This is a genomic window from Methylomonas aurea (assembly GCF_024505045.1).
GTDB lineage: Bacteria > Pseudomonadota > Gammaproteobacteria > Methylococcales > Methylomonadaceae > Methylomonas > Methylomonas aurea.
The window spans coordinates 1-25,214 of record NZ_JANIBM010000023.1; the positions used below are offsets into that span (position 1 = coordinate 1).

The 25,214-nt window shown below is 58.2% G+C and carries 24 protein-coding genes; 14 read left to right on the forward strand and 10 right to left on the reverse strand.

The annotated features are described in order from the left end of the window. Nucleotides 1-402: 402 nt before the first annotated feature. The 3 genes from NP603_RS14940 (at nt 403) to mtaB (ending at nt 4,821) form a co-directional block, all read left to right on the forward strand. A complete protein-coding gene (locus NP603_RS14940; RefSeq protein ID WP_256611723.1) occupies nt 403-2,130 on the forward strand; it encodes an NAD-dependent malic enzyme in 1,728 nt (575 codons plus the stop codon). A 121-nt stretch (nt 2,131-2,251) separates the two neighbouring features. After that, complete coding sequence (locus tag NP603_RS14945; protein WP_256611724.1) at nt 2,252-3,481, forward strand: spore maturation protein; 1,230 nt, start codon at nt 2,252-2,254, stop codon at nt 3,479-3,481. 50 nt (nt 3,482-3,531) lie between these two features. Next, complete coding sequence (mtaB, locus tag NP603_RS14950) at nt 3,532-4,821, forward strand: tRNA (N(6)-L-threonylcarbamoyladenosine(37)-C(2))-methylthiotransferase MtaB (RefSeq protein ID WP_256611725.1); 1,290 nt, start codon at nt 3,532-3,534, stop codon at nt 4,819-4,821. Between the two features lie 53 nt (nt 4,822-4,874). Here mtaB and NP603_RS14955 read toward each other — a convergent pair whose 3' ends face one another. Further along, the gene (locus NP603_RS14955) at nt 4,875-5,657 is read right to left on the reverse strand and encodes an MlaA family lipoprotein (RefSeq protein ID WP_256611726.1); all 783 of its coding nucleotides are present in this window, start codon (nt 5,655-5,657) and stop codon (nt 4,875-4,877) included. Between the two features lie 92 nt (nt 5,658-5,749). Here NP603_RS14955 and rnt point away from each other — a divergent pair, with 92 nt between their 5' ends. Beyond that, complete coding sequence (rnt, locus tag NP603_RS14960) at nt 5,750-6,439, forward strand: ribonuclease T (RefSeq protein WP_256611727.1); 690 nt, start codon at nt 5,750-5,752, stop codon at nt 6,437-6,439. A gap of 28 nt (nt 6,440-6,467) precedes the next feature. On the opposite strand, the gene NP603_RS14965 is transcribed toward rnt, so the two are convergent. Genes NP603_RS14965 through NP603_RS14980 form a run of 4 tightly spaced genes read right to left on the reverse strand, consistent with a single transcriptional unit; the run spans nt 6,468 to nt 8,796 of the window. Next, entirely contained in the window at nt 6,468-6,911 is a 444-nt protein-coding gene (locus NP603_RS14965) for a roadblock/LC7 domain-containing protein (RefSeq protein WP_256611728.1), read from the reverse strand. A 20-nt stretch (nt 6,912-6,931) separates the two neighbouring features. Continuing rightward, complete coding sequence (locus NP603_RS14970; RefSeq protein WP_256611729.1) at nt 6,932-7,345, reverse strand: roadblock/LC7 domain-containing protein; 414 nt, start codon at nt 7,343-7,345, stop codon at nt 6,932-6,934. Between the two features lie 34 nt (nt 7,346-7,379). Then, nucleotides 7,380-7,928: a V4R domain-containing protein gene (locus NP603_RS14975; RefSeq protein ID WP_082877652.1), complete on the reverse strand. Its 549-nt coding sequence runs from the start codon at nt 7,926-7,928 to the stop codon at nt 7,380-7,382. Nucleotides 7,929-7,950: 22 nt separating this feature from the next. After that, nucleotides 7,951-8,796, reverse strand: a complete 846-nt coding sequence (locus NP603_RS14980; protein WP_256611731.1) for an OmpA family protein — start codon at nt 8,794-8,796, stop codon at nt 7,951-7,953. A 338-nt stretch (nt 8,797-9,134) separates the two neighbouring features. On the opposite strand from NP603_RS14980, the gene NP603_RS14985 reads away from it, so the two are divergent. After that, complete coding sequence (locus tag NP603_RS14985) at nt 9,135-9,929, forward strand: EAL domain-containing protein (RefSeq protein ID WP_256611732.1); 795 nt, start codon at nt 9,135-9,137, stop codon at nt 9,927-9,929. 14 nt (nt 9,930-9,943) lie between these two features. On the opposite strand, the gene amrS is transcribed toward NP603_RS14985, so the two are convergent. Further along, on the reverse strand, nt 9,944-11,026 hold the full coding sequence (gene amrS, locus NP603_RS14990; RefSeq protein WP_256611733.1) for an AmmeMemoRadiSam system radical SAM enzyme: 1,083 nt from the start codon (nt 11,024-11,026) through the stop codon (nt 9,944-9,946). 154 nt (nt 11,027-11,180) lie between these two features. On the opposite strand from amrS, the gene amrB reads away from it, so the two are divergent. The 8 genes from amrB (at nt 11,181) to NP603_RS15030 (ending at nt 20,223) form a co-directional block, all read left to right on the forward strand. Further along, nucleotides 11,181-11,960, forward strand: a complete 780-nt coding sequence (amrB, locus tag NP603_RS14995) for an AmmeMemoRadiSam system protein B (RefSeq protein ID WP_256611734.1) — start codon at nt 11,181-11,183, stop codon at nt 11,958-11,960. Continuing rightward, on the forward strand, nt 11,947-12,504 hold the full coding sequence (gene amrA / locus NP603_RS15000; protein WP_256611735.1) for an AmmeMemoRadiSam system protein A: 558 nt from the start codon (nt 11,947-11,949) through the stop codon (nt 12,502-12,504). The genes amrB and amrA overlap by 14 nt, the downstream gene beginning before the upstream one ends. 164 nt (nt 12,505-12,668) lie before the next feature. Next, nucleotides 12,669-14,135 (forward strand): glucose-6-phosphate dehydrogenase, encoded by a 1,467-nt coding sequence (gene zwf / locus NP603_RS15005; RefSeq protein ID WP_256611736.1) that lies wholly within the window; start codon nt 12,669-12,671, stop codon nt 14,133-14,135. Nucleotides 14,136-14,165: 30 nt separating this feature from the next. After that, nucleotides 14,166-14,876 (forward strand): 6-phosphogluconolactonase, encoded by a 711-nt coding sequence (gene pgl, locus NP603_RS15010; RefSeq protein ID WP_256611737.1) that lies wholly within the window; start codon nt 14,166-14,168, stop codon nt 14,874-14,876. 109 nt (nt 14,877-14,985) lie between these two features. After that, nucleotides 14,986-16,809 carry a phosphogluconate dehydratase gene (gene edd / locus NP603_RS15015; RefSeq protein ID WP_256611738.1) on the forward strand — a complete coding sequence of 608 codons (1,824 nt, stop codon included), beginning with the start codon at nt 14,986-14,988 and terminating at the stop codon, nt 16,807-16,809. Between the two features lie 92 nt (nt 16,810-16,901). Then, the gene (gnd, locus tag NP603_RS15020) at nt 16,902-18,347 is read left to right on the forward strand and encodes a decarboxylating NADP(+)-dependent phosphogluconate dehydrogenase (protein WP_256611740.1); all 1,446 of its coding nucleotides are present in this window, start codon (nt 16,902-16,904) and stop codon (nt 18,345-18,347) included. A gap of 122 nt (nt 18,348-18,469) precedes the next feature. Next, a complete protein-coding gene (locus NP603_RS15025) occupies nt 18,470-19,099 on the forward strand; it encodes a bifunctional 4-hydroxy-2-oxoglutarate aldolase/2-dehydro-3-deoxy-phosphogluconate aldolase (RefSeq protein WP_256611741.1) in 630 nt (209 codons plus the stop codon). A 176-nt stretch (nt 19,100-19,275) separates the two neighbouring features. Continuing rightward, nucleotides 19,276-20,223, forward strand: coding sequence for an FAD:protein FMN transferase (locus NP603_RS15030; protein ID WP_256611742.1), 948 nt, complete (start codon nt 19,276-19,278; stop codon nt 20,221-20,223). Nucleotides 20,224-20,227: 4 nt separating this feature from the next. Here NP603_RS15030 and NP603_RS15035 read toward each other — a convergent pair whose 3' ends face one another. From NP603_RS15035 to NP603_RS15045, 3 genes are read right to left on the reverse strand one after another with little or no spacing between them, the layout of a single operon-like run. After that, nucleotides 20,228-20,644, reverse strand: a complete 417-nt coding sequence (locus NP603_RS15035) for a Dabb family protein (protein ID WP_256611743.1) — start codon at nt 20,642-20,644, stop codon at nt 20,228-20,230. 40 nt (nt 20,645-20,684) lie between these two features. Next, entirely contained in the window at nt 20,685-21,686 is a 1,002-nt protein-coding gene (locus NP603_RS15040; RefSeq protein WP_256611744.1) for a M48 family metallopeptidase, read from the reverse strand. Further along, nucleotides 21,687-22,724 (reverse strand): YjgN family protein, encoded by a 1,038-nt coding sequence (locus tag NP603_RS15045; protein ID WP_256611745.1) that lies wholly within the window; start codon nt 22,722-22,724, stop codon nt 21,687-21,689. 233 nt (nt 22,725-22,957) lie between these two features. On the opposite strand from NP603_RS15045, the gene NP603_RS15050 reads away from it, so the two are divergent. After that, nucleotides 22,958-24,535, forward strand: a complete 1,578-nt coding sequence (locus NP603_RS15050) for a methyl-accepting chemotaxis protein (protein WP_256611746.1) — start codon at nt 22,958-22,960, stop codon at nt 24,533-24,535. 13 nt (nt 24,536-24,548) lie between these two features. Here the strand turns inward: NP603_RS15050 and NP603_RS15055 are convergent, their stop codons facing one another. Then, on the reverse strand, nt 24,549-25,115 hold the full coding sequence (locus NP603_RS15055) for a thioredoxin family protein (protein ID WP_256611747.1): 567 nt from the start codon (nt 25,113-25,115) through the stop codon (nt 24,549-24,551). Nucleotides 25,116-25,214 lie beyond the last annotated feature (99 nt).

Below are 25,214 nucleotides of genomic sequence, written 5' to 3' on the forward strand. Positions count from 1 at the left end.
GCGAAGCGGCCGGCCGCTTCGCCCGGGAGCACCGGCACCATCGAACTATTTCAGTGCACCGGGATCGGTTGAGTCCGTTATTGGTGCGGCCATTCCTCGTCGCCGGCCGCGATATCGAAATTGCATCACTCGCGAATCGGGCCAAACAATCTTTACCGCAACCCATTCCAGCGCATTCTGCCAGCGGCAACTCTAAAAAAGGACCGATACCCGCATAATCGCGCCTCAAACCCAAAGTCCAACCGAAAACGTAGCCAAGTTATCCGATTCGCCGGCCAAGCCGCGCAATCGCGCCTGCCCTGGCACCGCATTTGCTTGTAGCTGATACTAACAATCAAACCTGCAAACGCCTGCCAGCTCGGATAGACTGCGCGGCTGTTTGGGAATAACTACACTCACCCGATGACCAGACTCAGCGACTACTTCGAATACCGCCAAGACCAGGACGGCAACTCTTACCTGGCGGTGTCTATCCGCGGCATGACCTTGCTGAAGTTGCCGGCCAGCAATAAAGGCACCGCTTTCACCGAGCAGGAGCGCATCGATCTGGGTTTGGACGGCTTATTGCCGCCGCAAGTGACAACGCTGGAACAACAAATCGAGCGTTTGTATTTCAGTTACCGGCAACAGGCCGACGATATTTCCAAATACCAATTTCTGCGGGCCATCCAGGACCGCTCCGAAGTCTTGTTTTACGCGATACTGGAGCGGCATCTGGAAGAGATGGTCCCCATCGTCTATACCCCGACCATCGGTTTGGCGGTACAAAAATTCAGCTCGCTGTACCGCACCGCGCGCGGCTTGACCCTGTCGCCTAACAACATCGACCGCGCCGATGCGATTTTAAAAAACTACCCTTGGCACGACATCCGTATGATCGTCGTCACCGACGCCTCGGCGATTCTGGGCATCGGCGACCAGGGCATGGGCGGCTTGTCGATTTGCATCGGCAAACTGGCGCTCTATACGGTCGGCGGCGGCGTCTGCCCGTTCCAAACCTTGCCGATCAATCTGGACGTCGGCACCAATCGCGACGAATTGCTGGACGACCCGCACTATTTGGGCGTGCGCGCCAAACGCCTGGGGCGGGAGGCTTATTTTGCGATGGTGGATAAATTCGTCGCCGCCGCCCATCGGATCTGGCCCAGAGCCATCATTCAGTGGGAGGACTTTACCAAGGACGTGGCCTTCGACGTGCTGGCCCGCTATCGCGACAAAGTGCCCTGTTTCAACGACGACATCCAGGGCACCGGCGCGATGGCGCTGGCCGGAATATTGGCCGCCTGCCGCCGGCTTGGCCAAACGCTGACCGAACAGACCATTGTCATTGCCGGCGCCGGCGCCGCCGGTATCGGTGTCGCCAGCGTGATCAAGGCCGGCCTGATGGATGCCGGATTGCGCGAAGCCCAAAGTCGGCAACGCCTGTATGTGGTCGATATATCCGGATTGGTCGTCGCAGACCGGGAACTGGAGCACTACAAACACGGCATCGCCCAACCGGCGACAATCGGCCAAACCTGGGGCATTCCTGAGCATAGCCAGCCCTCGTTATTCCAGGTGGTCAGCCACGCCAAACCCGGCGTATTGATCGGACTAACCGGCGCCGCCGGCTTGTTCGGCGAAGAGCTGATCCGCACCATGGCCGGCAACTGCCTAAACCCGATCGTGATGCCGCTGTCCAATCCGACCGCCAATTGCGAGGCGACCCCGGCAGATATCATTCGTTGGAGCGAGGGCCGCGCCATCGTCGCCACCGGCAGCCCGTTTGCCGACGTCGAATACCGCGGTGCCCGCCATAAAATCGGCCAAGGCAACAACGCCTTTATCTTTCCGGGCCTAGGCTTGGCGGCGATGCTCGGCGAATGCCGCCGTATCAGCGACGCGATGGTGCTGGAATCGGCTTATGCCCTGGCCGACTATATCGCCGAATTCGAACCCGACGCCGGCGCAATCTACCCGCCTATTGCCGATTTGCAGAAAATCAGCAGCTACGTCGCGGAGCGGGTGTTAGCCAAAGCCATCGCCGACGGCTCGGCTAGCCGCGACGACCTCAACCCCACTGACTTGGCCGCATTTATTGCCGCCAACCAATGGCATCCGCGCTATTTGCCGTTTCGTTACGTGGGCTGACGCGCAGTGCCGGAGCGCTCGCACGAATTCTATGGACTGGATTATTTTCCGCGCCGCCGGCAACGCTAAATTGCTAAAATGGCGTTAATTTTGCCGTTGCCAATCCCAAGCTCCTCACCTCGTGCTCAACCTGATCTGGGTCTTTTTCTTCCTGTCGGCGTTCGCCGTCGCCAGTTTCAAGCTATTGCTGCTGGGCGACACTCGAGTGTTTTCGGAAATGGTCGCGGCGATGTTCAGTCTGGCGAAAACCGCGTTCGAAATTTCTTTGGGCCTGGGCGGTATATTGGCGTTGTGGATGGGCATCATGAAAATCGGCGAACACAGCGGTTTCATCGAATTATTGACCCGCGCGCTGAACCCGTTGTTTAGCCGGCTGATGCCGGAAATTCCGCAGGGCCACCCGGCGTTGGGATCGATCACGATGAACATCGCCGCCAATATGTTGGGCCTGGACAACGCCGCTACGCCGATGGGCATCAAAGCCATGCAGGAAATGCAAACGCTGAACCCACGGCCGGAGCAAGCCAGCAACCCGCAAATTCTGTTTTTGGTGATCAACACCTCGTCGGTGACATTGTTTCCGGTGACGATTTTCGCCTACCGGGCCCAGCTCGGCGCCGCCAATCCGACCGACGTGTTCCTGCCGATTTTGATCGCAACCTATGTATCGACCTTGACCGGCTTGCTGGCGGTGGCCTGGGTGCAAAAGATCAACCTGTTAGACAAAGTGGTACTGGCCTATTTGGGCGGCATCAGCGCATTGCTGGCCGGACTATTGAGCTATTTCTCCGGCTTGAACCAAGCGGAGATGCTGGCGCAGTCGTCGCTGGCCAGCCACGTTATTTTGCTCGGTTTGGTGGTCGCATTCATCGCCGCCGCCGTAATCAAAGGCCTCAACGCCTACGAATTGTTCATCGAAGGCGCCAAGCAAGGCTTTCAAACCGCGATCGGCATCATTCCCTATTTGGTGGCGATGTTGGTGGCGTTCGGCGTGTTCCGGGCCAGCGGCGCGTTGACTTTTGTCACCGACGGCGTGCGCTGGCTTGCGGATTATTACGGTATCGACAACCGCTTTATCGACGGTTTGCCGACTGCATTGATGAAGCCGTTCAGCGGCAGCGGCGCGCGGGCGATGATGATAGATACAATGCAGGCCCACGGCGCCGATTCGTTTGCCGGCCGGCTGGCTTCGGTGGTGCAAGGCAGCACCGAAACCACGTTCTACGTGCTGGCGGTGTATTTCGGCGCGGTTAACGTCAAACGCATCCGCCATGCCGCGGCCTGCGGCATCATTGCCGACATTGGCGGCATCGTTGCCGCGATTTTGGTGACTTATTGGTTTTTTGGCTAAACGCCGAACCGGCGGCTCGATTCGCCGCAAAATTTGGAAACGAATAGCAAATGCAGATACATTTAAAAACCCTCGGTTGCCGTCTGAACGAGGCGGAACTGGAAACCTGGGCCCAGGCCTTTCAAGCCAAAGGCCATGCCATCACCCGCAACGTTAACGACGCGCAACTGGTCGTGATCAACTCCTGCGCGGTGACACAAGATGCAGTGAAAAAATCCAAACAATTGATTCGCCGCGTACACCGCGACAATCCGCAAGCCAAACTGGTAGTCAGCGGGTGTTATGCCACCTTGAACGAAAGCGAAGCGGCACAATTGATGGGCGTCGATCTGATTGTCGGCAATAACGACAAAAACCAGTTGGTCGAGCGCACGCTGAGCGAACTGAACATGGACAGCATGCCGGCAATGTCGACCGAACCCGGCGAGGTGTCGTTATTTAGCCGCGGTCGCCAACGCGCCTTCGTCAAAGTTCAAGACGGTTGCCGTTACCGTTGCACTTTTTGCATCGTCACCGTCGCCCGCGGCGAGGAACGCAGCCGCGGCGTCGACGAGGTCGTCGCCGAAATCAATGCACTTCATGCGCAAGGCATCAACGAAGCCATCATTACCGGTGTGCACCTGGGCGGGTACGGCAGCGATATCGGCAGCAATCTGGCCGAACTGGTACAGGCCATTTTGGCACGGACCGACATCCCGCGTCTGCGCATGGGGTCTTTGGAACCCTGGGAATTACCGGACGGTTTCTTCGAGCTGTTCAAAAACCCGCGGCTGATGCCGCATCTGCATCTACCGTTACAGAGCGGCAGCGACAGCGTGTTGCGGCGCATGGCGCGGCGCTGCAAAACCGCCGAGTTTGCCGAATTGGTGAACCAAGCCCGCAGCGCGATTCCTCATTTCAACGTCACCACCGACATCATCGTCGGCTTCCCCGGCGAAACCGAGCAAGAATGGCGGGAAAGCGTCGAATACATCCAGCGCGTCGGCTTCGGCCATATCCATATCTTCAGCTACTCCCCGCGCGAAGGCACCAAAGCCGCCGGGCTGCCCGATCAAATCTCGCAGGACCTGAAACGGCAACGCAGCCGGGAATTGCACGCGCTGGCCGAAACGATGAAACAGGCATTTACCGAAGGCAACCTCGGATGCGTGGTGCCAGTGTTGTGGGAAGGCCAGACCGAAACGTTAGCAAACGGCGACCAACGCTATTTCGGCTATACCCCGAATTATTTGCGTGTGACCTGCGACGCCCCGGCCGGCCGATCCTTGGAAAACCTGATTGTGCCGGCCCGGCTGGAGTCGGTGGCGGCAGACTTCGTCAACACCAGCCTCGCCGAATAAAAAAGGCCGCAAGGCTTTACGCCCAGCGGCCTTGGTTTAGTATCGGAAAAAACTTAATACGGGTTAGGGTCCCACGGCCCGTAACCCTGGTCTTTCAGCTCGTCGAATTTCAGCACGTCGTCTTCCGGCACGTTGCCGTCGTGGATCAGGTAATTGCGTCTGGACAGATAGGCGTTCTTGAAAAACTCGTACCGATCCAACGCCGCTTCGGTCGCGACTTTTTCCAGACCCAACAAATCGGCACGGGCATCGATCACTTTCAACGCACCCGGCCCGATGGATGCGGCGGCGCCTACCCAACCCGGGTTCAAGTAGATGCCGGCATAAGTAAACGGATTCATCGCCGCATCGCCGACCAACCCGAATACGCCGCGCGGCGAGCTGGGTCCGAAGAACGGCAACACCAAATACGGGCCGGTCGGAACCCCCCAGTAACCCAGAGTTTGGTCGAAATCTTCATTGTGTTTAGCCAAGCCTATCATGCTACCGACATCGATCAAACCAGCCACACCGGCCGTAGTATTGACCAGGAAACGCGCGCCGTCGGCCCCGGATTGGGCGAATTTGCCTTGCAGCGCGTCGTTGGCGCAAACACCGATGTCGTCAATGTTGCTGAAAAAATTGGTCACGCCCTGGTCGACGAAATCCGGCGTCACCCAGCGGTAACCTTTGGCCACCGGCTTCATCACGTAGTCGTCGACGCCGTCGTTAAACGACTGTACGCTCCGGTTCCAACTCTGCCAAGGGTCCTTCGGATCGACGGTATGGACCGTCGCACAACCATTGGCCAAAGCCAACAATCCTGCGACCAACCAAACGGCATTTTTATTTTGCATAACAAACCTCGTCAAATTGAATATTGTTTATACCTATCCAAAACTCACGTAACATAGCATACAACCTACTCTTTTTAGCAACCCGCAGCTCGATGCAAAGCACTTTCAATCCGTTAGGCGACCGTTTCAGAGGCTATCTACCCGTCATTGTCGATATCGAAACCGCCGGTTTCAATGCCAAAAAAAACCCGTTGCTGGAAATTGCCGCGGTGATCGTCGAGCCCGATGCAGAAGGGCTGCTACGGGTTACCGAAAAACACCATTGCAATATCATCCCGTTCAAAAATTCCGAACTCGACGAAGCCGCCTTAAAGTTCAACGGTATTGATCCCTACCACCCGTTTCGCATGGCAATCGAAGAAAAAGAGGCGTTGAACAAGTTGTTTACGCCAATCAAGGCCGCCGTTAAACGCAACCATTGCAAACGGGCGATCTTAGTCGGCCACAATCCGGCATTCGATATCAATTTCCTGAATGCCGCAATCGACCGTACCAACCATAAGCGCAGCCCGTTTCACCCCTTCAGCAGCTTCGATACCGCTACCCTGGGCGGCCTGGTATACGGCCAGACCGTGCTAGCCAAGATCGCGCAAGCCGCCGGACTGGATTGGGATAACTCCCGAGCCCATTCGGCACTGTACGATGCCGAACAGACCGCCGAATTGTTTTGCCTGATTATTAACCGCTGGAAGAAATTAAGCGAGTTGGAAGCGCTACAAAACTCGCCGATTAGCGACTTGGCGCACAATAACGCGGCCTCCGGCGGCCTCGCCGAGCTATGAAGCGTTTACGGAAGTTACCAGCACGAACTTAAGCCTGCCGACTCAAAACCGAAGCCAGATTGACCTGTTTCGGACTGTAAATGCACAGAATGACTGGGCCGACACTAAGCATGGCCAGTTTGTGGTCGGCGCCGACGATGACGATTTGCTCGATAGCGCCCAAACTCAGCGAAACTTGGCCGTGCTGGGCGGCACGAATGGTTTCCTGAATCACTGCACCGAAAGCGTCGATATGCGGCACTTCGGCCGATTGCGCCAGAATCAGGCCGTCGTGGTAGGCCGCGCAAGCGGCTATACCTTTGATTTTGACCACCTTATCCACCAGCGCCTGTACGGCGTCGATGAAGGCCGCGCGCTTAGTCCTGGCGGATTCGCTAACGTTGACGATGTCGCCGCCCGCTTGCTTTTGCGCAGAGGTATAGTCTGCGGCGAGCCGGTTCAGCGCCGCCAACTGGGTTTCGAACCAATGCATGTAGGAATCTGCCGAGTGTCTTAATTGGCCAAATAACTGCTGAACAAACGCTTCAAGACCGGAATGGTTTCCTTCAATTCGAAGCGTACCCGGCCCAGCAGCGCCTCGCGTTGCGTGACCAAAGCCAACATGAAACCGGCCTCGATCGGCGTGGATAAGATATAGCCCTCGGAATTTTCGCAAATCACCATGTTGGTGGAATGGTGGCCGACGTGCTGCGCGGCTTTGGCAGCGGCACCGAACACCACCTGCACCGAAGCGCCGATCGCATCGGTGTTGATTTCGAAATCGCGGTGAATATGGGTGACGAAACCGTCGCTGTCGACAATCGCCGCCGCAGATACTCCCTGAATACTCATTAGATTGCGCAAAATCGCATCGATCTCGTTGTTTTGAGATTTCCTGGGATCGAGAAATTGGACGTTACTACTCATGCCGTACTCCTGATTATCGTTTTAATGGGCCCGCCTAGAGCAAATCGACGCGAATCAGGCAGGTCTTATCGCCCAATGCATTGCATTTGGTCTCGGTTGCCTTGACGTTGCGTTTGAAAAACGTCTTGACGATACCGCCGACCATACCGGCCTCGAAATGGCAGATCGGCGCCGAGACGTTATGAATGCCGGCGCAGGAGACGCACTCGTCGACGCGCAACTCCAGCACACCGGCCGACAAATCGACTTTATCCGGCACTACCAGGCCGATGCTTAATTGCCGGCACAACATTTTGATCTTGCCGACGTAGGTCTCCAGATCTTTATCGATGTTGGCCACGGCGATCTGGCCCATGGCTAAGCCCAAGCTCTGGCCTGAGTGGTAAACCAAAGAAGGCGCGCCCTGGCCCAGGATGTCCTCGACGTTCGACCCTAGAGCCACCATCCGCAGGGCTTGAAACAGGCGGATCGGGATCAACGGCCCCAAATCGTTGCGGTTTTCGATTTCGAACTGGCCGGAAATAATGCCGTCGAGAATTTGCTGCTGGGCGATCTGATAATCTGACTTGGTATTTTGTAACATGGCCTCTACTCTCCTCGTTCGGTTATTGGTCCAGGCAATGCAGTTCTACCCTGCGGTTCAGCGCCTGGCCTGCTCTACTGTCGTTGGGCGCCGCCGGCCGCGCCATGCCCTCCGAGGCGGTAACGATGTTTTGTTTTGGAATGCCGCGGGCGACCAGCATCTTTTTCACCACGTTCGCTCTGATCCGGCCGAGCGCGAGATTGCCGGCGTCCGTGCCCAGGTTACAAGTATGGCCCACCAAACGCACTTGGCCGGAACAACTTTGCGCCGCAGAAACCAATTCGTCGACCTTAGCGGCCGACTGCTGAGCCATTTGGCCGGAGTCGAATTTAAAGTACACGGTGAAGCGGGGAACGGCGAAAGTGTCTGCCGCCGCTTTGGAGACACCCGCCGCAGTCGGTTCGGTCGGCAAACTGGCTATCGCGTCGGTTAACTGCTGTTCGCCCTCGATACCTGCCTGTTCCGTCTGCTGCGCATCCGGCGCAGGCCCAGCTTCGGTTTTTGCTTCGGCAACCGGCATCGGAGCCATTGCCGCAGCAGCAGGGCCGGCCGGAGCCTCGGGTTTAGTTGCCGCTATCTCCGGCTGCTGCCGGCTGATTTCGGCCGACGGCTCGACCAGGATTATTGGCTTGCTCAAGGCCGCGGTTCCGGTAGTTGACTCCGGTATTTTCGATAAATCGATCGTCAAAACCGCAAGCAAGGCCAGTAAACCGACCACGCCAACCAACCACGGCACATTGCTGCGCTTCGGCTTTTTCAAAGCTTTTTCCGGTTTGACCCGCAAATTGCCTGAATCCAGCCGTGCTTTATCCAGGGACGGCAGCACGCCGTCCAAGCCGTCGTGATCGAGCGATCGAGTTTTTTTCATGCAATGTCCTTGGTTCCATTCGGCGTGAGCCAGCGAAATTTGCCGGGACGGTTTAAGCAAGCGGTGGCTGATGCTGGTCGGCTATCATATGCAAGTTTACATGCATAATCAAAGTTGACACTACTTCAAACAATTCGACTCGGTGAATTGACAACGAGCAAATGTATAGCTCGCGATTAGAGTCGTTTCCAGCAACACCAACATTATCGAAATAACCATCGTTACCAAGGAATTTGGCTACAATTCGCTGACCCGATTGCTAATACTCGTCGAAAGTTAAATCGCAGAAGAAACAGCAACGATGAGACACGCCCGACATTGATTTTAGAGACCGCTCCATGCCGCACCAACCCGCACCAAACGCCAAAGCTCCCGCTACCGAAAACAGCTCGCCCGCTTGCAATCGTTGCCAGGATCTGGACGAACTGGATTTCGACTTTAGTTTCGCCTACCAACCCATCGTCAATTTTTTCGCCCGCACTATATTCGCCCATGAAGCCTTGGTGCGCGGCATTAACGGCGAATCCGCCGCTTCGGTATTGTCCAGAGTCACCGACGAAAACCGCTACCGCTTCGACCAAAGCTGCAGAGTCAAGGCGGTGGAAGGTGCCGCCAAGTTAGGCATACAGGAATTTCTTTCTATCAATTTTCTGCCGAACGCGGTTTACCAACCGGAAGCCTGCATCCGCTCCACCTTCGAAGCGGCGCACACATACAATTTTTCCAAGGACCGCATCATTTTCGAGGTAGTCGAGGGCGAAGACGTTTCCGACCGACCGCATTTGATCGATATCTTCACCGAATACCGCCGCTTCGGATTCAAGACCGCAATCGACGATTTCGGCGCCGGTTATGCCGGCCTGAATCTGCTCGCCGAATTTCAGCCGGACCTGATCAAGCTGGATATGGATTTGATACGCGACATCCATCTCAACAAGGCCAAACAAGCCATTGTCGGCGGCGTGGTCCAGATGTGCCGCGATCTGGAAATCGAGGTACTGGCGGAAGGCATAGAAACCAAAGCCGAGCGGGATTTTTTATTGTCCTGCGGCGTGACGCTATTCCAAGGCTACTTGTTCTGCAAGCCGGCGTTTCAGGCTATCGGCCAAATTAACCCGGACGCTTGGTGCTGACCGCCAACCGCGCACTAAAAACGTAACGCCCGCCGCTTTGCCCCCCAATCGCCGGGCTGGGCTTGAAACAGGCCGGCGCAACGCGTACCGCAATAGCGGCAATTGCCCGCAGCATCCAGATTCCAATCCGACAACACGTACCAGTCTCTGCCGATCAACAGCTCGCCGCAATGGTGGCAGTAGGTACTCTCTGCCGCCTTGTCGTGCACATTGCCGACGTAGGCGTAACGCACGCCGTTTTGTAACGCAATACTCCGAGCCGTCAGCAACGTCGCCAACGGCGTATGCGGTTTGTCGGTCATTTTCCAGTCGGGATGGAAGGCGGTGAAATGCATCGGCACCTCCGGCCCCAGATTCTCGACCACCCACTGCGTCATCGCCTGCAATTCGGCCTCGGAATCATTTTCTCCCGGAATCAGCAAGGTAGTCAGCTCAAACCAGACCTGGGTTTCCCGCTTCAAATACAACAGTGTATCCAACACCGGCTGCAAATGGCCGCCGGTAATTTTGTGGTAAAAATCCTCAGAGAACGCTTTCAGATCGACGTTTGCCGCATCCATATAACGGTAAAACTCGGCGCGCGGTTCGGCGCAAACGTAACCGGCGGTCACCGCCACCGACTTCAAACCCAGTTCGCGGCAGGCCTGGGCGGTATCGATGGCATATTCGTGAAACACCACCGGGTCGTTGTAGGTGTAAGCCACGCTGCTGCAGCCCTGCTCCAACGCCGCCTTGGCGATTGCTTCCGGGCTGGCGCAACTCATCAAAGTATCCATTTCCCGCGATTTGCTGATATCCCAGTTCTGGCAGAATTTGCAGGCCAAATTGCAACCGGCGGTACCGAACGACAGGATAGGCGTACCGGGCAAAAAATGGTTCAGCGGTTTCTTTTCGATCGGGTCGACGGCAAAGCCGCTGGAACGGCCGTAGCTGGTCATGACGATTTGCTGTCCCAGATTCTGGCGGACAAAGCACAAGCCGCGCTGGCCTTCGTGAAGTTTGCAAAAGCGCGGGCACAAATCGCATTGCACTTTGCCGTCGGCCAGTACGTGCCAATAGCGGGTGGCGGCTGTGTCGGAACTGATTAATGTAGCCATGGTGTTGCTCCTTGAACCTAGCCGAAAAAATCCGGTCGTTACCGGTGCGGATAGCAGTAGAATAACTCCGGAGCAGCCGCGAACTGTAGTTATTTCGACAGCCGCGGCCGGCCCGGGCTTACTGATCGATTACAACTCTAATAAGGATCAGCGCATGAACAGAAAACCAGCGGTCGCCGGCCGCTTCTACCCGGCGCAACCCCAACAACTTCACGCCGAAATCGTCGGCTTTCTGCAGCAGGCCGAACCGGCCGACCCAGTTCCCAAAGCCATTATTGCCCCGCACGCCGGCTATATCTATTCCGGCCCGGTCGCGGCCAGCGCTTATGTACGCTTGAAGCCGGCAGCGGGCTCGATCAAACGCGTGGTATTAATCGGACCCTCGCACCGGGTGGCGTTCCGCGGTCTGGCGGTCAGCAGAACCCACGCCTACACCACGCCGCTCGGCGACGTCCAGGTGGACCGGGCCGCAGTGGAAACCTTGTTACAACTACCGTTCGTCGAATATATCGAACAGGCCCATACCCTGGAACACAGCCTGGAAGTCCATTTGCCGTTTCTGCAGGAAGTCTTGCGGGACTTCAGCCTGGTGCCGATCGTGGCCGGAGACGCCAGCCCGGACCAGGTCAGCCAAGTGCTGGATCGACTGTGGGACGGTCCGGAAACATTGCTGGTGGTCAGCTCCGACCTGAGCCACTACCACCCTTACGCGACCGCGCAACGCATGGACCGCAATACCAGCCAACTGATCGAACAATTGCGCTACCAGGACATCGGCGGCGAGGACGCCTGCGGCAAGGTGGCGGTCAACGGCCTGTTGAAATTGCTCGCCGAAAAAGGCCTGTCGATCAAAACCATAGACCTGCGCAACTCCGGAGACACCGCCGGCGACAAGCAGCAAGTGGTGGGCTACGGTGCCTATGTCGTTGACTGACGACCAACGCCAGCGCTTGTTGGCGCTGGCCCGGCAATCGATCATTCACGGCCTGAAAACCGGCCGGCCGTTAAGCGTCGATCCGGCGCAGTATCCCGGCGAATTATCCGCCCGCCGCGCCACCTTCGTCACGCTGGAACGCGCCGGCCAGTTGCGCGGTTGTATCGGCATGCTCGAAGCGCGGCGGCCGTTGGCGGAAGACGTGGCCGAAAACGCCTTCGCCGCCGCCTTCCGCGATCCGCGCTTCCCGCCGCTGCGGGACAGCGAACTGGCCGGACTCGATCTGCACATTTCGGTGTTGGCACCGGCCGAATCGCTGCCGGTCGAGTCGGAAGCCGACTTGCTGCAACAGCTTCGCCCCGGCGTCGATGGCTTGATTCTGCAGGAAGGCGGCCGGCGGGCAACGTTTCTACCGGCGGTTTGGGACGATCTGCCCGAACCTGCCCATTTCCTGAACCACCTGAAACAAAAAGCCGGCCTGCCGGCCACTTATTGGTCGGATAGCCTGCGATTTTTCCGCTACACCACGGAAAGCTTCGGCTGATCCGCCGCCTTCTTAAAACCCAGTAAATTCGCGGCCTCCAGGCTTTTTTCTTGTTCGAAAAGCCCTTGCAACCTTATAATGGCGGCATTTTCGGCTGATTTCGGCCCGCCTCAATTTACAGGCACCGGCAGCGAACGGATTTCGGCGTATTTGGGTACCATTGAATGAAAAACCACACTTACAAACCCTGCGACTTAGTGATTTACGGTGCGCTGGGTGATTTGTCCAAGCGCAAGCTGTTGATTTCGTTATATCGACTAGAAAAATCGGAATTACTCGAGCCCGACACCCGCATCATCGGCGTCGACCGGCTGGACGAGACCAGCGAAGGCTTCGTCAACATTGCCCGCGCCAGTCTCGATGCGTTTTTGAACAACACCATCAACGAAGCAATCTGGCAGCGTTTTTCTAAGCGCCTGTCTTATTTGAAAATCGACCTGACTCAGCCGGAACAATACCTGCAGCTGAATGCCGTCGTGGAGCCGGACAAAAGGGTCATGGTCAATTACTTCGCCGTTGCGCCATTCCTGTTCAAAAACATTTGCCAGGGTTTGCAAAGCTGCGGCGTGTTGACGCCGGAATCGCGCATGGTGATGGAGAAGCCGATCGGCCACGATTTGAAGTCGTCGATAGAAATCAACGATGCGGTCGCCGACGCCTTTCACGAAGATCAGGTCTACCGGATCGACCATTACCTGGGCAAGGAAACCGTGTTGAACCTGTTGGCCTTGCGCTTCGCCAACTCGATTTTCACGACCAACTGGAACCACAACACGATAGACCACATCCAGATCACGGTCGGCGAAGACATCGGCATCGAAGGTCGTTGGGAATATTTCGACAAGACCGGCCAGTTACGCGACATGTTGCAAAACCACCTGTTGCAAATTCTGACCTTCGTCGCCATGGAACCGCCGGCCGATCTGGAAGCGGAAAGCATCCACATGGAGAAAATCAAGGTCCTGAAAGCGCTACGACCGATCACGGCGCGCAATGTCGAGGAAAAAACCGTACGCGGCCAATATACCGCGGGTTTCATCAAAGGCCAGGCCGTGCCGGGATATTTGGAAGAGGAAGGCGCCAACAAGGAAAGCACCACCGAAAGCTTTGTCGCGATCCGGGTCGACATCGACAACTGGCGCTGGGCCGGCGTGCCGTTTTACATGCGCACCGGCAAACGCATGCCGAACAAGCGCACCGAGATCGTGGTCAACTTCAAGCAGTTGCCGCACAACATCTTTAAAGACAGTTTCCGCGATTTGCCGGCCAACAAACTGGTGATCCACCTGCAACCCAACGAGGGTGTCGAGGTGGTGATGCTGAACAAAGTGCCTGGCATCGACGGCAACATCAAATTGCAGCAAACCAAGCTCGACTTGAGCTTCTCGGAAACTTTCAAGAAAAACAGCATTTTCGGCGGCTACGAAAAACTGATTCTGGAGGCCCTGCGCGGCAATCCGACGCTGTTTTTGAGCCGCGAGGAAATCGAACAGGCCTGGACCTGGGTCGATTCGATCCAGGACGCCTGGGCACACAGCCACAGTGCGCCCAAATCTTATCCGGCCGGTAGCTGGGGACCGATCGCCTCTGTGGCGTTGCTGGCCCGCGACGGCCGCGCTTGGGAAGAGTAACCATCTAAATCCATCACGAGTACAACGATCATGGTTAGAGAATTTTTTTTCGAACAGCGAAACCACTTGTTCACCGCGTTGGTGGCGGAATGCCACGACGTCTTGTCCGAAGCGATCAGCAAACACGGCCATGCCGTGCTGCTGGTTTCGGGCGGCACCACGCCGGCACCGCTATACGAAGCGCTGTCCAAATCCGACTTGAACTGGAAAAAAATCAAAGTCGCTTTGGTGGACGAACGCTGGGTGGACGGCAGCCATAGCGCCAGCAACGAAGCCCTGATCCGCCGCAGCCTGTTGATCAACAACGCCAGAAACGTCGAATTCGTCGGCATGAAAACCGCCGCCGCGACCGCCGCGGCTGGCCAAGCCGAAACCGAAAGCCGTTATCAGGCCTTGCCGCAACCGTTTACTTTGAGCATCGTCGGTATGGGCATCGACGGCCATACCGCATCGTTGTTTCCACACGCCCCCGGTCTGGCCGAAGCGCTGAGCGAAGACAACAAGCAACTGACCGCGGCAATCAACGCCGTACAGAGCGAAGTTACCGGCCCGAACACCGAACGCCTGACATTGACCCGCAACGGACTGCTGAAATCCGAGCGTATCATTATCCTGTTCACCGGCGAGGACAAACTGACCGTATTCGGCAAAGCCCAGCAGCCCGGCCCGGTCGAAGACATGCCGATCCGCGCGCTATTGAACCAGGAGCAAGCGCCGGTCGAATTGTATTGGGCCCCTTGAGCACCCTACATCCATCAGCACGGGTTAGACGCGCATGACCCGAGTATTCTCGAACCCAAGTGAGCCGCGCGTCGCAACCAAATCGGCGTAATTACAGCCAGGAGAGTCTATGCACCCCATTTTAGAAAAAGTCACCGCCGACGTGGTCAAACGCAGTAAGGAAAGCCGTGCCGCTTACCTGGCCCGGATCGAGGCCGCCGTGGAAAAGGGCCCGCATCGTGCAAAACTTCCCTGCGCCAATCTGGCCCACGGTTTTGCGGTGTGTTCGGCCGCGGAAAAAGAAGAGCTGGCCCATGGCCCCAAAGCCAATGTCGGCATCATTTCCGCCTACAACGACATGTTGTCAGCCCACGAGCCCTACAAGGATTACCCGGCATTGATCAAACAAGCCGTGCGCGAGGCCGGCGGCGTGGCCCAGTTTGCCGGCGGCGTGCCGGCCATGTGCGACGGCGTCACTCAAGGCATGCCCGGCATGGAGTTGTCGTTATTCAGCCGCGACGTGATCGCGCTGTCCACCGCCATCGGCCTCAGCCATAACATGTTCGACGCCGCGTTGTACTTGGGCGTCTGCGACAAGATCGTGCCGGGCTTGTTGATCGGTGCGTTGAGTTTCGGCCATTTGCCGGCCGTGTTCGTGCCGGCCGGCCCGATGACCAGCGGCCTGTCCAACAAGGAAAAATCGCGCGCCCGCCAAAAATATGCCGAGGGCAAAATCGGCGAAAAAGAATTGCTGGAATCCGAATCCAAATCCTACCACGGCCCCGGCACCTGCACCTTCTACGGCACGGCCAACAGCAACCAAATGATGGTCGAAATCATGGGCCTGCATCTGCCCGGCGCGTCGTTCGTCAATCCTTATACGCCGTTGCGCGACGAGTTGACCAAGGCGGCTGCGAAGCAGGTGTTGAAATTTACCGCGCTCGGCGACGACTTCCGGCCGATCGCCCACGTCGTCAACGAAAAAGCTATCGTCAATGCCATCATTGGCCTGTTGGCGACCGGCGGCTCGACCAACCATACCATCCATTTGATCGCCATCGCTCGCGCGGCCGGCATCATCATCAATTGGGACGACTTCGACAAACTGTCGAAAATCATTCCGCTGCTGACCAAGATTTACCCGAACGGCCCGGCAGACGTCAACCAATTCCACAATGCCGGCGGCATGGGCTTGCTGATCAAGGAACTGCTGGAGAACGGCCTGTTGCACGGCGACATTCTGACCATCGGCGACCAGCGCGGCATGGCTCAGTACAGCCAGGTTCCCGTTCTCGATGGCGCAGGCCAACTGCACTGGCAAGAGGGGCCGGCCCAATCCCTGGATCCGGAAGTAATCAGCAGCGTCGCCCAACCGTTCGCAGCCGGCGGCGGCTTGCACGTCATGCACGGCAACCTGGGACGCGGCGTCTCGAAAATTTCCGCCGTTGCCGAAAAACACCAGGTGGTGACGGCGCCGGCGATGGTCTTCGACGACCAACTCGACGTGGTCGCCGCCTTCAAACGCGGCGAATTGGAAAAAGATGTGATCGTGGTGTTGCGTTTTCAAGGCCCGAAAGCCAACGGCATGCCGGAGCTGCATAAACTGACGCCGGTGCTGGGCGTGTTGCAGGACCGCGGCTTCCACGTCGGCCTGGTCACCGACGGCCGCATGTCCGGCGCGTCCGGTAAAGTCCCTTCGGCCATCCACATGTGGCCGGAATGCATCGACGGCGGCCCGCTGGCCAAGGTGCGCGACGGCGACATCATCGTGCTCAACACCCAGACCGGCGAAGTCAACGTCCAAGTCGACCCGGCCGAGTTCGAGGCCCGCGAGGCCGAGCCGAACCACGCCACCGGCCATCACTACGGCATGGGCCGGGAATTGTTTGGCGCGATGCGGGCACAGGCCTCATCCGCTGAAACCGGTGCCACCAATTTGTTCTTTGTCGATTGACAAAACCAGCGTTTAACCGATTTGGCCGCGGCAGTGTTCGAGCTAAGTTGAATCGAATTTCAAATATGGGCAACTTTTAGCGGCAGGTGAACATGAAAGCAGATATCGGTTTAATCGGATTGGCAGTGATGGGCCAGAATCTGGTCCTGAACATGAACGACCACGGCTTCAAGGTAGCGGTGTACAACCGCACCACCAGCAAAGTCGACGAGTTCCTGGAAGGTCCGGCCCAGGGCACCCAGGTCATTGGCACCCGCTCGCTGGCTGAACTGGTGGAAAGTCTGGCGTCGCCGCGCAAGGTGATGCTGATGGTCAAGGCCGGCAGCGTCGTCGACCAATACATCGAAGATTTGCTGCCGCTGCTCGCGCCTGGCGACATCATCATCGACGGCGGCAACTCATTGTTCACCGACACCAACCGCCGTACCCAATACCTGGCCGACAAGGGTTTGCTCTATGTCGGCACCGGCGTATCCGGCGGCGAGGAAGGCGCCCGCCACGGCCCTTCGATCATGCCGGGCGGCAATAAAGCCGCATGGGCGGCCGTCAAGCCCATTTTTCAGGCGATCAGCGCCCACGTCGATAACGAACCGTGTTGCGAGTGGGTCGGCGATAACGGCGCCGGCCACTACGTGAAAATGGTGCATAACGGCATCGAGTACGGCGACATGCAGTTGATTTGCGAGGCCTACCAATTGTTGTCCGAAGGCCTGGGCTTGAGTACCGACGAAATGCAGGCGATCTTCGCCGACTGGAACCGGGGCGAGTTGAGTTCTTACCTGATCGAGATCACCGCCAACATCCTGGCCTACAAAGACGAAAACGGCGAGCCGCTGCTGGATAAGATTCTTGATACCGCCGGCCAAAAAGGCACCGGCAAATGGACCGGCATCAATGCGCTGGATTTGGGTATCCCGCTGACCTTAATCGGCGAATCGGTGTTTGCCCGTTGCCTGTCCGCGCAAAAAGACGAGCGCGTCAGAGCCGCCAAAATACTGCCTAAGCAACGTAAAAGCTTCAGCGGCGACCGCCAAGCCATGGTCCAGGCCATACGCCAGGCGTTGTACGCGTCGAAGATCATTTCTTATGCCCAAGGCTTCCGCCTGATGCGCGAAGCCGCCCACGAATACAAACTGGCGCTCAATTACGGCGATATCGCCTTGATGTGGCGCGGCGGTTGCATCATTCGCAGCCAATTCTTGAACAATATCAAGCAGGCTTACCAACGCAACCCCGAACTGGAAAATTTGCTGCTGGCCGATTTCTTCGTCGACGCGATGCAGCAAGCCGAGGCCGGCTGGCGTCAAGCGGTGGTGATGGGCATCGAATTGGGCATTCCGACGCCGGCGTTTTCGTCGGCACTGGCCTACTACGACGGTTACCGCACCGAACGTTTGCCGGCCAACCTACTGCAAGCGCAGCGCGACTATTTCGGCGCCCATTCTTACGAGCGCATCGACCGGCCCAGAGGCGAATTCTTTCATACCGACTGGACCGGCCGCGGCGGCAAGACTGCGTCGACGACATATACGGCGTAATCGCCGGAATCGGAAAGATTGTCATCTGATAAACACGAGTTGGGTTGGCGTAGCGTGGCCCGACAATTAACCGCGGGTGGGTTAGGCTACGCTAACCCGACCTGCCAAATCTGGATAAAGCAATGAGCGTATCAATCAAAGAAGTCATGACCACCTCGCCGGTAATGCCGGTGATGGTCATCAATAAACTGGAAAACGCCGTGCCACTGGCTAAAGCCCTGGTCGAAGGCGGCTTGAAGGTACTGGAAATCACCTTGCGCACCCCAGTGGCGCTAGACGCGATCCGCCAGATCAAAGCCGAAGTGCCGGGAGCGATCGTCGGGGCCGGTACCATCATCAACGTGCAGACCCTGCACCACGCGATCGAGGCCGGTGCTCAATTCATCGTCAGCCCCGGCGTGACCGATAATTTACTGGACGCAGCACTGGAAACCAGCGTGCCTCTACTGCCTGGAGTGATTACGCCAAGCGAAGTCATGCGTTTGTTGGATAAAGGCATTACCGCGATGAAGTTTTTCCCCGCCGAAGCCGCCGGCGGCATTCCGATGCTGAAGTCGATAGGCGGACCGCTGCCGCAAGTCACGTTCTGCCCGACCGGCGGTGTCAATCCGAAAAACGCACCTGAATATCTGGCTCTTAGTAACGTCGCCTGCGTCGGCGGCTCCTGGATGGCACCGGCCGAACTAGTCGACGCCGGCGATTGGACCGAAATCACCCGCCGCGCGGCGGCCGCATCGGCGTTAAAAAAATAATCTGCCGGACGTCGCCATCCCGCCGCTTTGGCCATCGGCCGCCAGCCGATGCATGGCCTTATCAGCTGCCGTTCGAAAATCCATTGGCGGGCGGACGTCCCTCCGGATTACAAATCCGATAACCGTTCCGCCCCCGCTTGATTCAACATTACCGTTGCCGGCCCAGGGCGCTGCCCATGAAAAAACCGCTATTGCGCTATTTTCGCCGCGAATTCAACGCCATGGGGACGCCGTGCGAAATCCAGTTGTTCGCGGCCGGCAAAGCCGCAGCGATGGCCGCCGCCGATGCGGCCATCGCCGACGTTCAGCGCTTGGAAGCGCGTTATTCGCGTTACCGCAACGATAGTTTTTTATCCGAAATCAATCGCGCGGCAGCCGTCGGCGCTGCGATCGAAGTCGACGAGGAAACCGCCGGCCTGCTGGATTACGCCGCAACTTGCTACGCGCAAAGCGACGGCCTGTTCGACATCACCTCCGGTATCCTGCGCCGGGCCTGGAAATTCGATTCCGGCCAATTGCCGGAGCAATCCTTGCTCGACGAATTGTTGCAGTGCGTCGGCTGGCACAAATTGAGCTGGCAACGTCCGTGGCTGACCTTCACCGTGCCAGGCATGGAAATCGACTTCGGCGGTGTAGTCAAGGAATACGCCGTTGATCGGGCCGCGGCATTGTGTATCGCCCATGGTATCCGCCACGGCCTGGTCAATCTGGGCGGCGATATCAAAGTGGTCGGCCCCCGTGCCGACGGCAGCCCCTGGCAGATTGGGATCCGCCACCCCCACCACCCCGGCAGTTTATTAGATACCTTGGCGCTGACAGCGGGTGCGGTTGCCAGCAGCGGCGATTACGAGCGCTGCATAACCCTGAACGGCGCGCGTTACGGCCACGTCCTGAATCCGCGCACCGGCTGGCCGGTCAGACATCTGGCCGCGGTCACCGTGTTCGCAGAATTCTGCGTCGTGGCCGGCAGCGCATCGACGATTGCGATGCTGAAAGAAGGCGACGGCCCCGCTTGGTTGGCCGACCTACAACTGCCGCATCTATGGGTGGACGTGAACGGGTTTTGCGGCGGCTCGCCGGAACTTGGGATTCCGCCATCGACCGGCCAGAAGCGGCAATCCTGAACGCTCAAGGTCCTTCCGGCTCGGTAAATTCGTAGAGTTTGTATTTTTCCACCAAGGGCCGCAGAACCTGCTGGGCAAGCCGCAGATATTCCGGATCTTTCAGAAATTGCTCGTAAGCCTGCCGGCTTTCGAACACGGCGGAAACTGCGACATCGTAGCTGTCGTCCAGCGCAGCGTTGGGCCGGCTACGGCTGACTGCGGCCGGGGTGCCGGCGTCGTAAGCGACCACTCCCGGCAGTCGGGCCAAAGGCCGGCTGGCCGCAATGTATTGCTGGCGCAATTGCTCGTTGCCGGACTGCTTCAACCAAACGACGGCGACATGATGCACTCTAGCGCCGGCTTCCCCGGCTCGAGGCGGCACGGTCTGGGCACAGCCAGCGGCTAACAAGGCCACCAGCAATAAGCAAATTAACGGTTTCACGATCCGCTCTCCTGATCGGGTGAATGGGCCTGCACCAGACTCATTGGCTGCGCAGGCGTTGGATACGTTCTTCGCTGGTCGGGTGGCTGGACAGGTAATCCGAACCGGCGCCGAGTTTTGCGTCTAGGCCGCGTTGCCGGGCGGTTTCCAGTTTCAGCAGCATATCCGCCAGGCGGCCGGGCGGAATCGCATTGGCCTGCAGCGCTTCGGCGGCAAAACGGTCGGCATCGCGTTCGAAATCGCGCGAATAGCGCGCTTCCAGCATCAAGGCCGGCGCCGCAGCCAGCATATTGCTGAAATCGCCGATATACCAGGCCATCGCCAGCCCGACCGCCGAAGCCTGCAACATCTGGCGCAAAGCATGACGCCCGGCAACATGGCCCATCTCGTGCAGCAAAACCGCAACGATTTCCTGGTCGTCTTCCGCCAATTCGACCAGCGCGTCCAATACCACCACGGTACCGCCCGGCAACGCGAAGGCATTAGGACCCAACTCGGCACTGAACCGAAACTCGATTGCGCCGGGCCGACCCGCCGGATCGGGTAACACCAACTCCGCGACTCTGGCTTCGAGTCCGCGCCGCCGATCCGGGCTTAGCCGGCTGGTCTGAAATACTTTACCGTCCAGGTCCGCCAAAACTTCGCGGTCCAGGCTCGCGGCAAGTTCGGCCGGAATGCGTTGTGCCAGCCTTTGTGCGGCGTAGGGCAACCCCCAAAGATAGCCGGCTCCGGCCAGCGCCAGTACCAATAACAAGGCCAATCCCGACCAGCGCCAACTATTCTCCAACACTGCCACCCGGCTGTCGGCGCCCGGGAACAACTCGGCGAAACCGCGGTTGTCGGCTACCTCGCAGCGGGCACCGTCGGCGAACAAAACCACCCGCGGCGTGCTGCCGAGCGGCGGTTGAATCTCAAGCGCGGATATCGCATCGCGGCGGACGATTTCCTTACCTTGCAGCAACAGCTTATCGCCCTCCAAGCACAACGTGACCGGATGGGCCTTGGCGTTGCGGCCATCGTAGTAAACCGCCGCCAACCGCATTTACAAGGCGATATCGAAATCGAACATTTCGGCCATTTCGTCGCCGGCCGCCGAGGCGCCGGCCTGCAGTCCGGCGACGAAATCGTCCATACTGCCCTCCACCAGCACCTGCAGATGTTCGATCCGGTAACGCGCCAGCCGGATATCGGCAAACGGCTTGTATAGGCCCAGGGTCAACACCACCAACACGACGTTGCTCAGCATCAAGCCCAACAATTGGTAGGCGCTGAGATTGGCAACGAAACGGTGTCCGCCCAACGTCGTCGAACCCCAGACCAGATTTTGCAAACGCGCCGTGACGTAGGGATAGGCGAACAGCAACAGCCCCAGATACGTGCCGAGCGCAGCCAACAGCAGGCTCATGGCCGTTAACTGGCCCTCTTCCACTGCGAACCAGCCGTTGCTGCCGAGTACGCTGGTCAACACCATCAATCCGGCGAACAACACCACGCCCAACATCAGCGTCATCAGATAAATGCCGTAGTAAGCGCCGGCACCCGCGGAGAACCTAAACTCGGCGCCACCGTAGGCGCTGTTATTGCGGGTATAGGCCGCCATGCGCTGTTGCGCGAACGGCCACAACAAACCCAAGCTAAGACCGGCCAGCAGCGGCCATAACAAAAACACCAGGTAAGCCGGCCCGATCCGGCCGCGAAACGCGAAACGTAAGCCGCGGTAGCTGGTATTGTGCAATCTGAACCGTAACGACCTTACCAACAACCAGGGGGCCAAGGTCACGATCAGAATCAAAATGAACGCCGCCGCCGTGGGCGCGAAGCTGCTGGCGGCGGTATAGGCAGCGAACAGGGCAAAGGCAACCAGCCGACCTTTCAGGATGGCCTTGGGGTCGCCGTGGTAATCGAAACCCGCACCGGCCAAACGGGTGTGCCGGTAAAAGTACTGGTTACGGCGCACCTTGGCCCAGGCCGAATAGATTCCGAGCGTCGCGATACTCAAGCAAACATTGACGATCCAAAGTCGAAAATACTCGCTGCCGCTACCGCTGAAATGCAGGGGCTGCGCCTGATGCTGTGCCATGTGGACCTCCCTTTGGTTAAAATTTCGGACCAAGCATAGTGCATGTCTTGGCCCTGGTAAAAATATTGGCGTTGGCAATTACGGGCCGTGGCCTATAATGCCTAGCCGGAGCTCTGAGTTGTTCTGCCGTGGTTTAAAACTCAGCCGCAGACCGTGGCCGCCGTAAGCTCGACACCAGCCACTGCTCCCGGTGAAAAATCCTGTCCACCCGGAACCGAATAACAAGAATAACGATGAAAAACAATCAACCTGTCACGCAGCGGGAAATCTCTTACGGCCCGGAAACCACCATCACCTCGGCCACTGACCCGGCCGGCGTCATCAACTACATCAACCAGGATTTTCTGAAAATCAGCGGTTTCGGCCAAGACGAACTGGTCGGCAAAAGCCACAACGTCGTCCGCCATCCCGACATGCCGCCGGCGGCTTTCGCCGACTTATGGCAGACCATTAAAAGCGGCCGCCCCTGGATGGGTATCGTTAAGAACCGCTGTAAAAACGGCGACCATTATTGGGTCGATGCCTTTGTGACGCCGCGCTTCGCCAACGGCAACATCGTCGGCTACGAGTCGGTGCGGGTGAAACCAGACGCGGGTTGCGTCGCCCGCGCCGACGCCATCTACCGGCAATTAAACGTCGGCAAAACACCCGCGGCCGGCAGCGGAGTCGGCCTGGCGGCCAAGCTGGCGCTGGGCTTTGCCGCGATCCAAGCGGCCGGCTGCGCCGGCTTGGCCTTGGCCGGCTCGATTTCGCCGGCTATCGCGGCGATAACCTTCGCCGCCACGGCGGCAGCGGCCTACGCCTGGACCGCGTTGGCGCTCCGGCCGTTAAAGGCCGCCGCCAGCGAAGCCCGAGACATCATCCGCAACCCGTTGATGCAACAAGTCTACACGGCCGACGCCGGCGAAGCGGGCCAATTGCTGTTGGCGATCAAATTGCTGAAAGCCAAGTCCAGAACCATCATTCGCCGCCTGATCCAAGCCACCGAACCGCTAGCCGAAAAAGCCGAAGCCAGCGACCGCGCCGTGAAAAGCGTCAATCTGGCCATGGCGCGGCAGATGGGCGAAATCGAACAGGTAGCCGCCGCGATTCACCAGATGAGCGCAACGGTCAGCGAAGTCGCCCGTAGCGCCGCCCATGCCGCGCAAGCCACCAATGACGCCAACCGCCAATCCCAGGACACTCTGGCCCGGGTGAACGACAGTATCGAGATGATCAACCGGTTGGCTACCGCCGTCGACCAAGCCGAAGCGGTAATCCAGGTACTAGCCGACCGCAGCAAACAAATCGGCGGGGTATTGGATGTAATCCAGGGCATTGCCGAACAAACCAACCTACTGGCGCTGAATGCCGCGATCGAAGCCGCGCGCGCCGGAGAACAGGGCCGCGGCTTCGCGGTCGTGGCCGATGAAGTACGCACCCTCGCCGGCCGCACCCAAAACTCGACCGAGCAGATCCATAAAATGATCGAGGCCTTACGCGGCGGTGCCGACAATGCGGTGCAGGAGATGGCCAAGGTCCGCGAACTGGCTATCTCCGGCGCGGCGCAAGGTAAGAATTCGACGCAACTGCTGCAGGAAATCGGGCGTTCGGTGGGCGTGATCAACGACATGATCGTGCAAATCGCCAGCGCGGCGGAACAGCAGCATGCCGTTGCGGAAGACATATCCCGCACCGTGGAAGCGATCGGCACCTTATCGCGCGAGACCACCAATCACGCCAATCTGGCTAGCGCCGCCAGCGGTAGCGTATCGGAGCTGAGCAAGGAACTGGATATGATGGTCGAGCAATTCGACGACAGATCGAATTAGCCCGCCAACCGCACTATTCCGCCACCTTCCATTTGATATTGCAGCCGATGCTCGGTATCTGCTCGGCACTGACCGGCCGGCCGGCGAGCAGATCGTCCAAGGCGTTGCGCAAATCGGCACCGGTTACCAGCTCGGCGTTCTTCGGCGTCGCCGCATCCAACCGGCCGCGGTAGACGCAAGCCAGATCGGCATCGAACAGATAGATGTCCGGCGTGCATGCCGCCTGATAAGCTTTGGCCACCGCCTGGCTTTCGTCGTACAGGTAGGCGGCAAACGGATTGCCCCACTCGGCCATCATCGCTTGCATTTTGTCGGGCGCATCCTCCGGGTAATTGACGACGTCGTTGGCGCTGATGGCAATCGTCGCTACGCCGGCCGCGGCATATTCGCGGGCGATCGCGATCAGCTGTTGTTTGACGTGCAAAACATAAGGGCAATGGTTGCAGATGAACATGATCAGCGTCGCCCGCTTGCCGCGCAATTCCTGCAACGTCAACTCGCGACCGGTCACAGTGTCGGGCAAACGAAAGTCGGGAGCGACGGTACCGAGCGGCAACATCGCGGAAGCAGTAGCGGCCATAAGAATTCCTGTCTGGATTGAGAAACGGCCGCGATTATAAAACAAGCCCGGTCTGGTTTTAGCCGGAAAATCGCATTAACATCCGTCACCGGTTTCGGT

Excerpts from the sequence above, each read along its gene's own strand:
- NP603_RS14940 (WP_256611723.1), top strand. The coding sequence starts at position 403 with ATGACCAGACTCAGCGACTACTTCGAATACCGCCAAGACCAGGACGGC.
- mtaB (WP_256611725.1), top strand. The coding sequence starts at position 3,532 with ATGCAGATACATTTAAAAACCCTCGGTTGCCGTCTGAACGAGGCGGAA.
- NP603_RS14955 (WP_256611726.1), bottom strand. The coding sequence starts at position 5,657 with ATGCAAAATAAAAATGCCGTTTGGTTGGTCGCAGGATTGTTGGCTTTG.
- rnt (WP_256611727.1), top strand. The coding sequence starts at position 5,750 with ATGCAAAGCACTTTCAATCCGTTAGGCGACCGTTTCAGAGGCTATCTA.
- NP603_RS14965 (WP_256611728.1), bottom strand. The coding sequence starts at position 6,911 with ATGCATTGGTTCGAAACCCAGTTGGCGGCGCTGAACCGGCTCGCCGCA.
- NP603_RS14970 (WP_256611729.1), bottom strand. The coding sequence starts at position 7,345 with ATGAGTAGTAACGTCCAATTTCTCGATCCCAGGAAATCTCAAAACAAC.
- NP603_RS14975 (WP_082877652.1), bottom strand. The coding sequence starts at position 7,928 with ATGTTACAAAATACCAAGTCAGATTATCAGATCGCCCAGCAGCAAATT.
- NP603_RS14980 (WP_256611731.1), bottom strand. The coding sequence starts at position 8,796 with ATGAAAAAAACTCGATCGCTCGATCACGACGGCTTGGACGGCGTGCTG.
- NP603_RS14985 (WP_256611732.1), top strand. The coding sequence starts at position 9,135 with ATGCCGCACCAACCCGCACCAAACGCCAAAGCTCCCGCTACCGAAAAC.
- amrS (WP_256611733.1), bottom strand. The coding sequence starts at position 11,026 with ATGGCTACATTAATCAGTTCCGACACAGCCGCCACCCGCTATTGGCAC.
- amrB (WP_256611734.1), top strand. The coding sequence starts at position 11,181 with ATGAACAGAAAACCAGCGGTCGCCGGCCGCTTCTACCCGGCGCAACCC.
- amrA (WP_256611735.1), top strand. The coding sequence starts at position 11,947 with ATGTCGTTGACTGACGACCAACGCCAGCGCTTGTTGGCGCTGGCCCGG.
- zwf (WP_256611736.1), top strand. The coding sequence starts at position 12,669 with ATGAAAAACCACACTTACAAACCCTGCGACTTAGTGATTTACGGTGCG.
- pgl (WP_256611737.1), top strand. The coding sequence starts at position 14,166 with ATGGTTAGAGAATTTTTTTTCGAACAGCGAAACCACTTGTTCACCGCG.
- edd (WP_256611738.1), top strand. The coding sequence starts at position 14,986 with ATGCACCCCATTTTAGAAAAAGTCACCGCCGACGTGGTCAAACGCAGT.
- gnd (WP_256611740.1), top strand. The coding sequence starts at position 16,902 with ATGAAAGCAGATATCGGTTTAATCGGATTGGCAGTGATGGGCCAGAAT.
- NP603_RS15025 (WP_256611741.1), top strand. The coding sequence starts at position 18,470 with ATGAGCGTATCAATCAAAGAAGTCATGACCACCTCGCCGGTAATGCCG.
- NP603_RS15030 (WP_256611742.1), top strand. The coding sequence starts at position 19,276 with ATGAAAAAACCGCTATTGCGCTATTTTCGCCGCGAATTCAACGCCATG.
- NP603_RS15040 (WP_256611744.1), bottom strand. The coding sequence starts at position 21,686 with ATGCGGTTGGCGGCGGTTTACTACGATGGCCGCAACGCCAAGGCCCAT.
- NP603_RS15045 (WP_256611745.1), bottom strand. The coding sequence starts at position 22,724 with ATGGCACAGCATCAGGCGCAGCCCCTGCATTTCAGCGGTAGCGGCAGC.
- NP603_RS15050 (WP_256611746.1), top strand. The coding sequence starts at position 22,958 with ATGAAAAACAATCAACCTGTCACGCAGCGGGAAATCTCTTACGGCCCG.
- NP603_RS15055 (WP_256611747.1), bottom strand. The coding sequence starts at position 25,115 with ATGGCCGCTACTGCTTCCGCGATGTTGCCGCTCGGTACCGTCGCTCCC.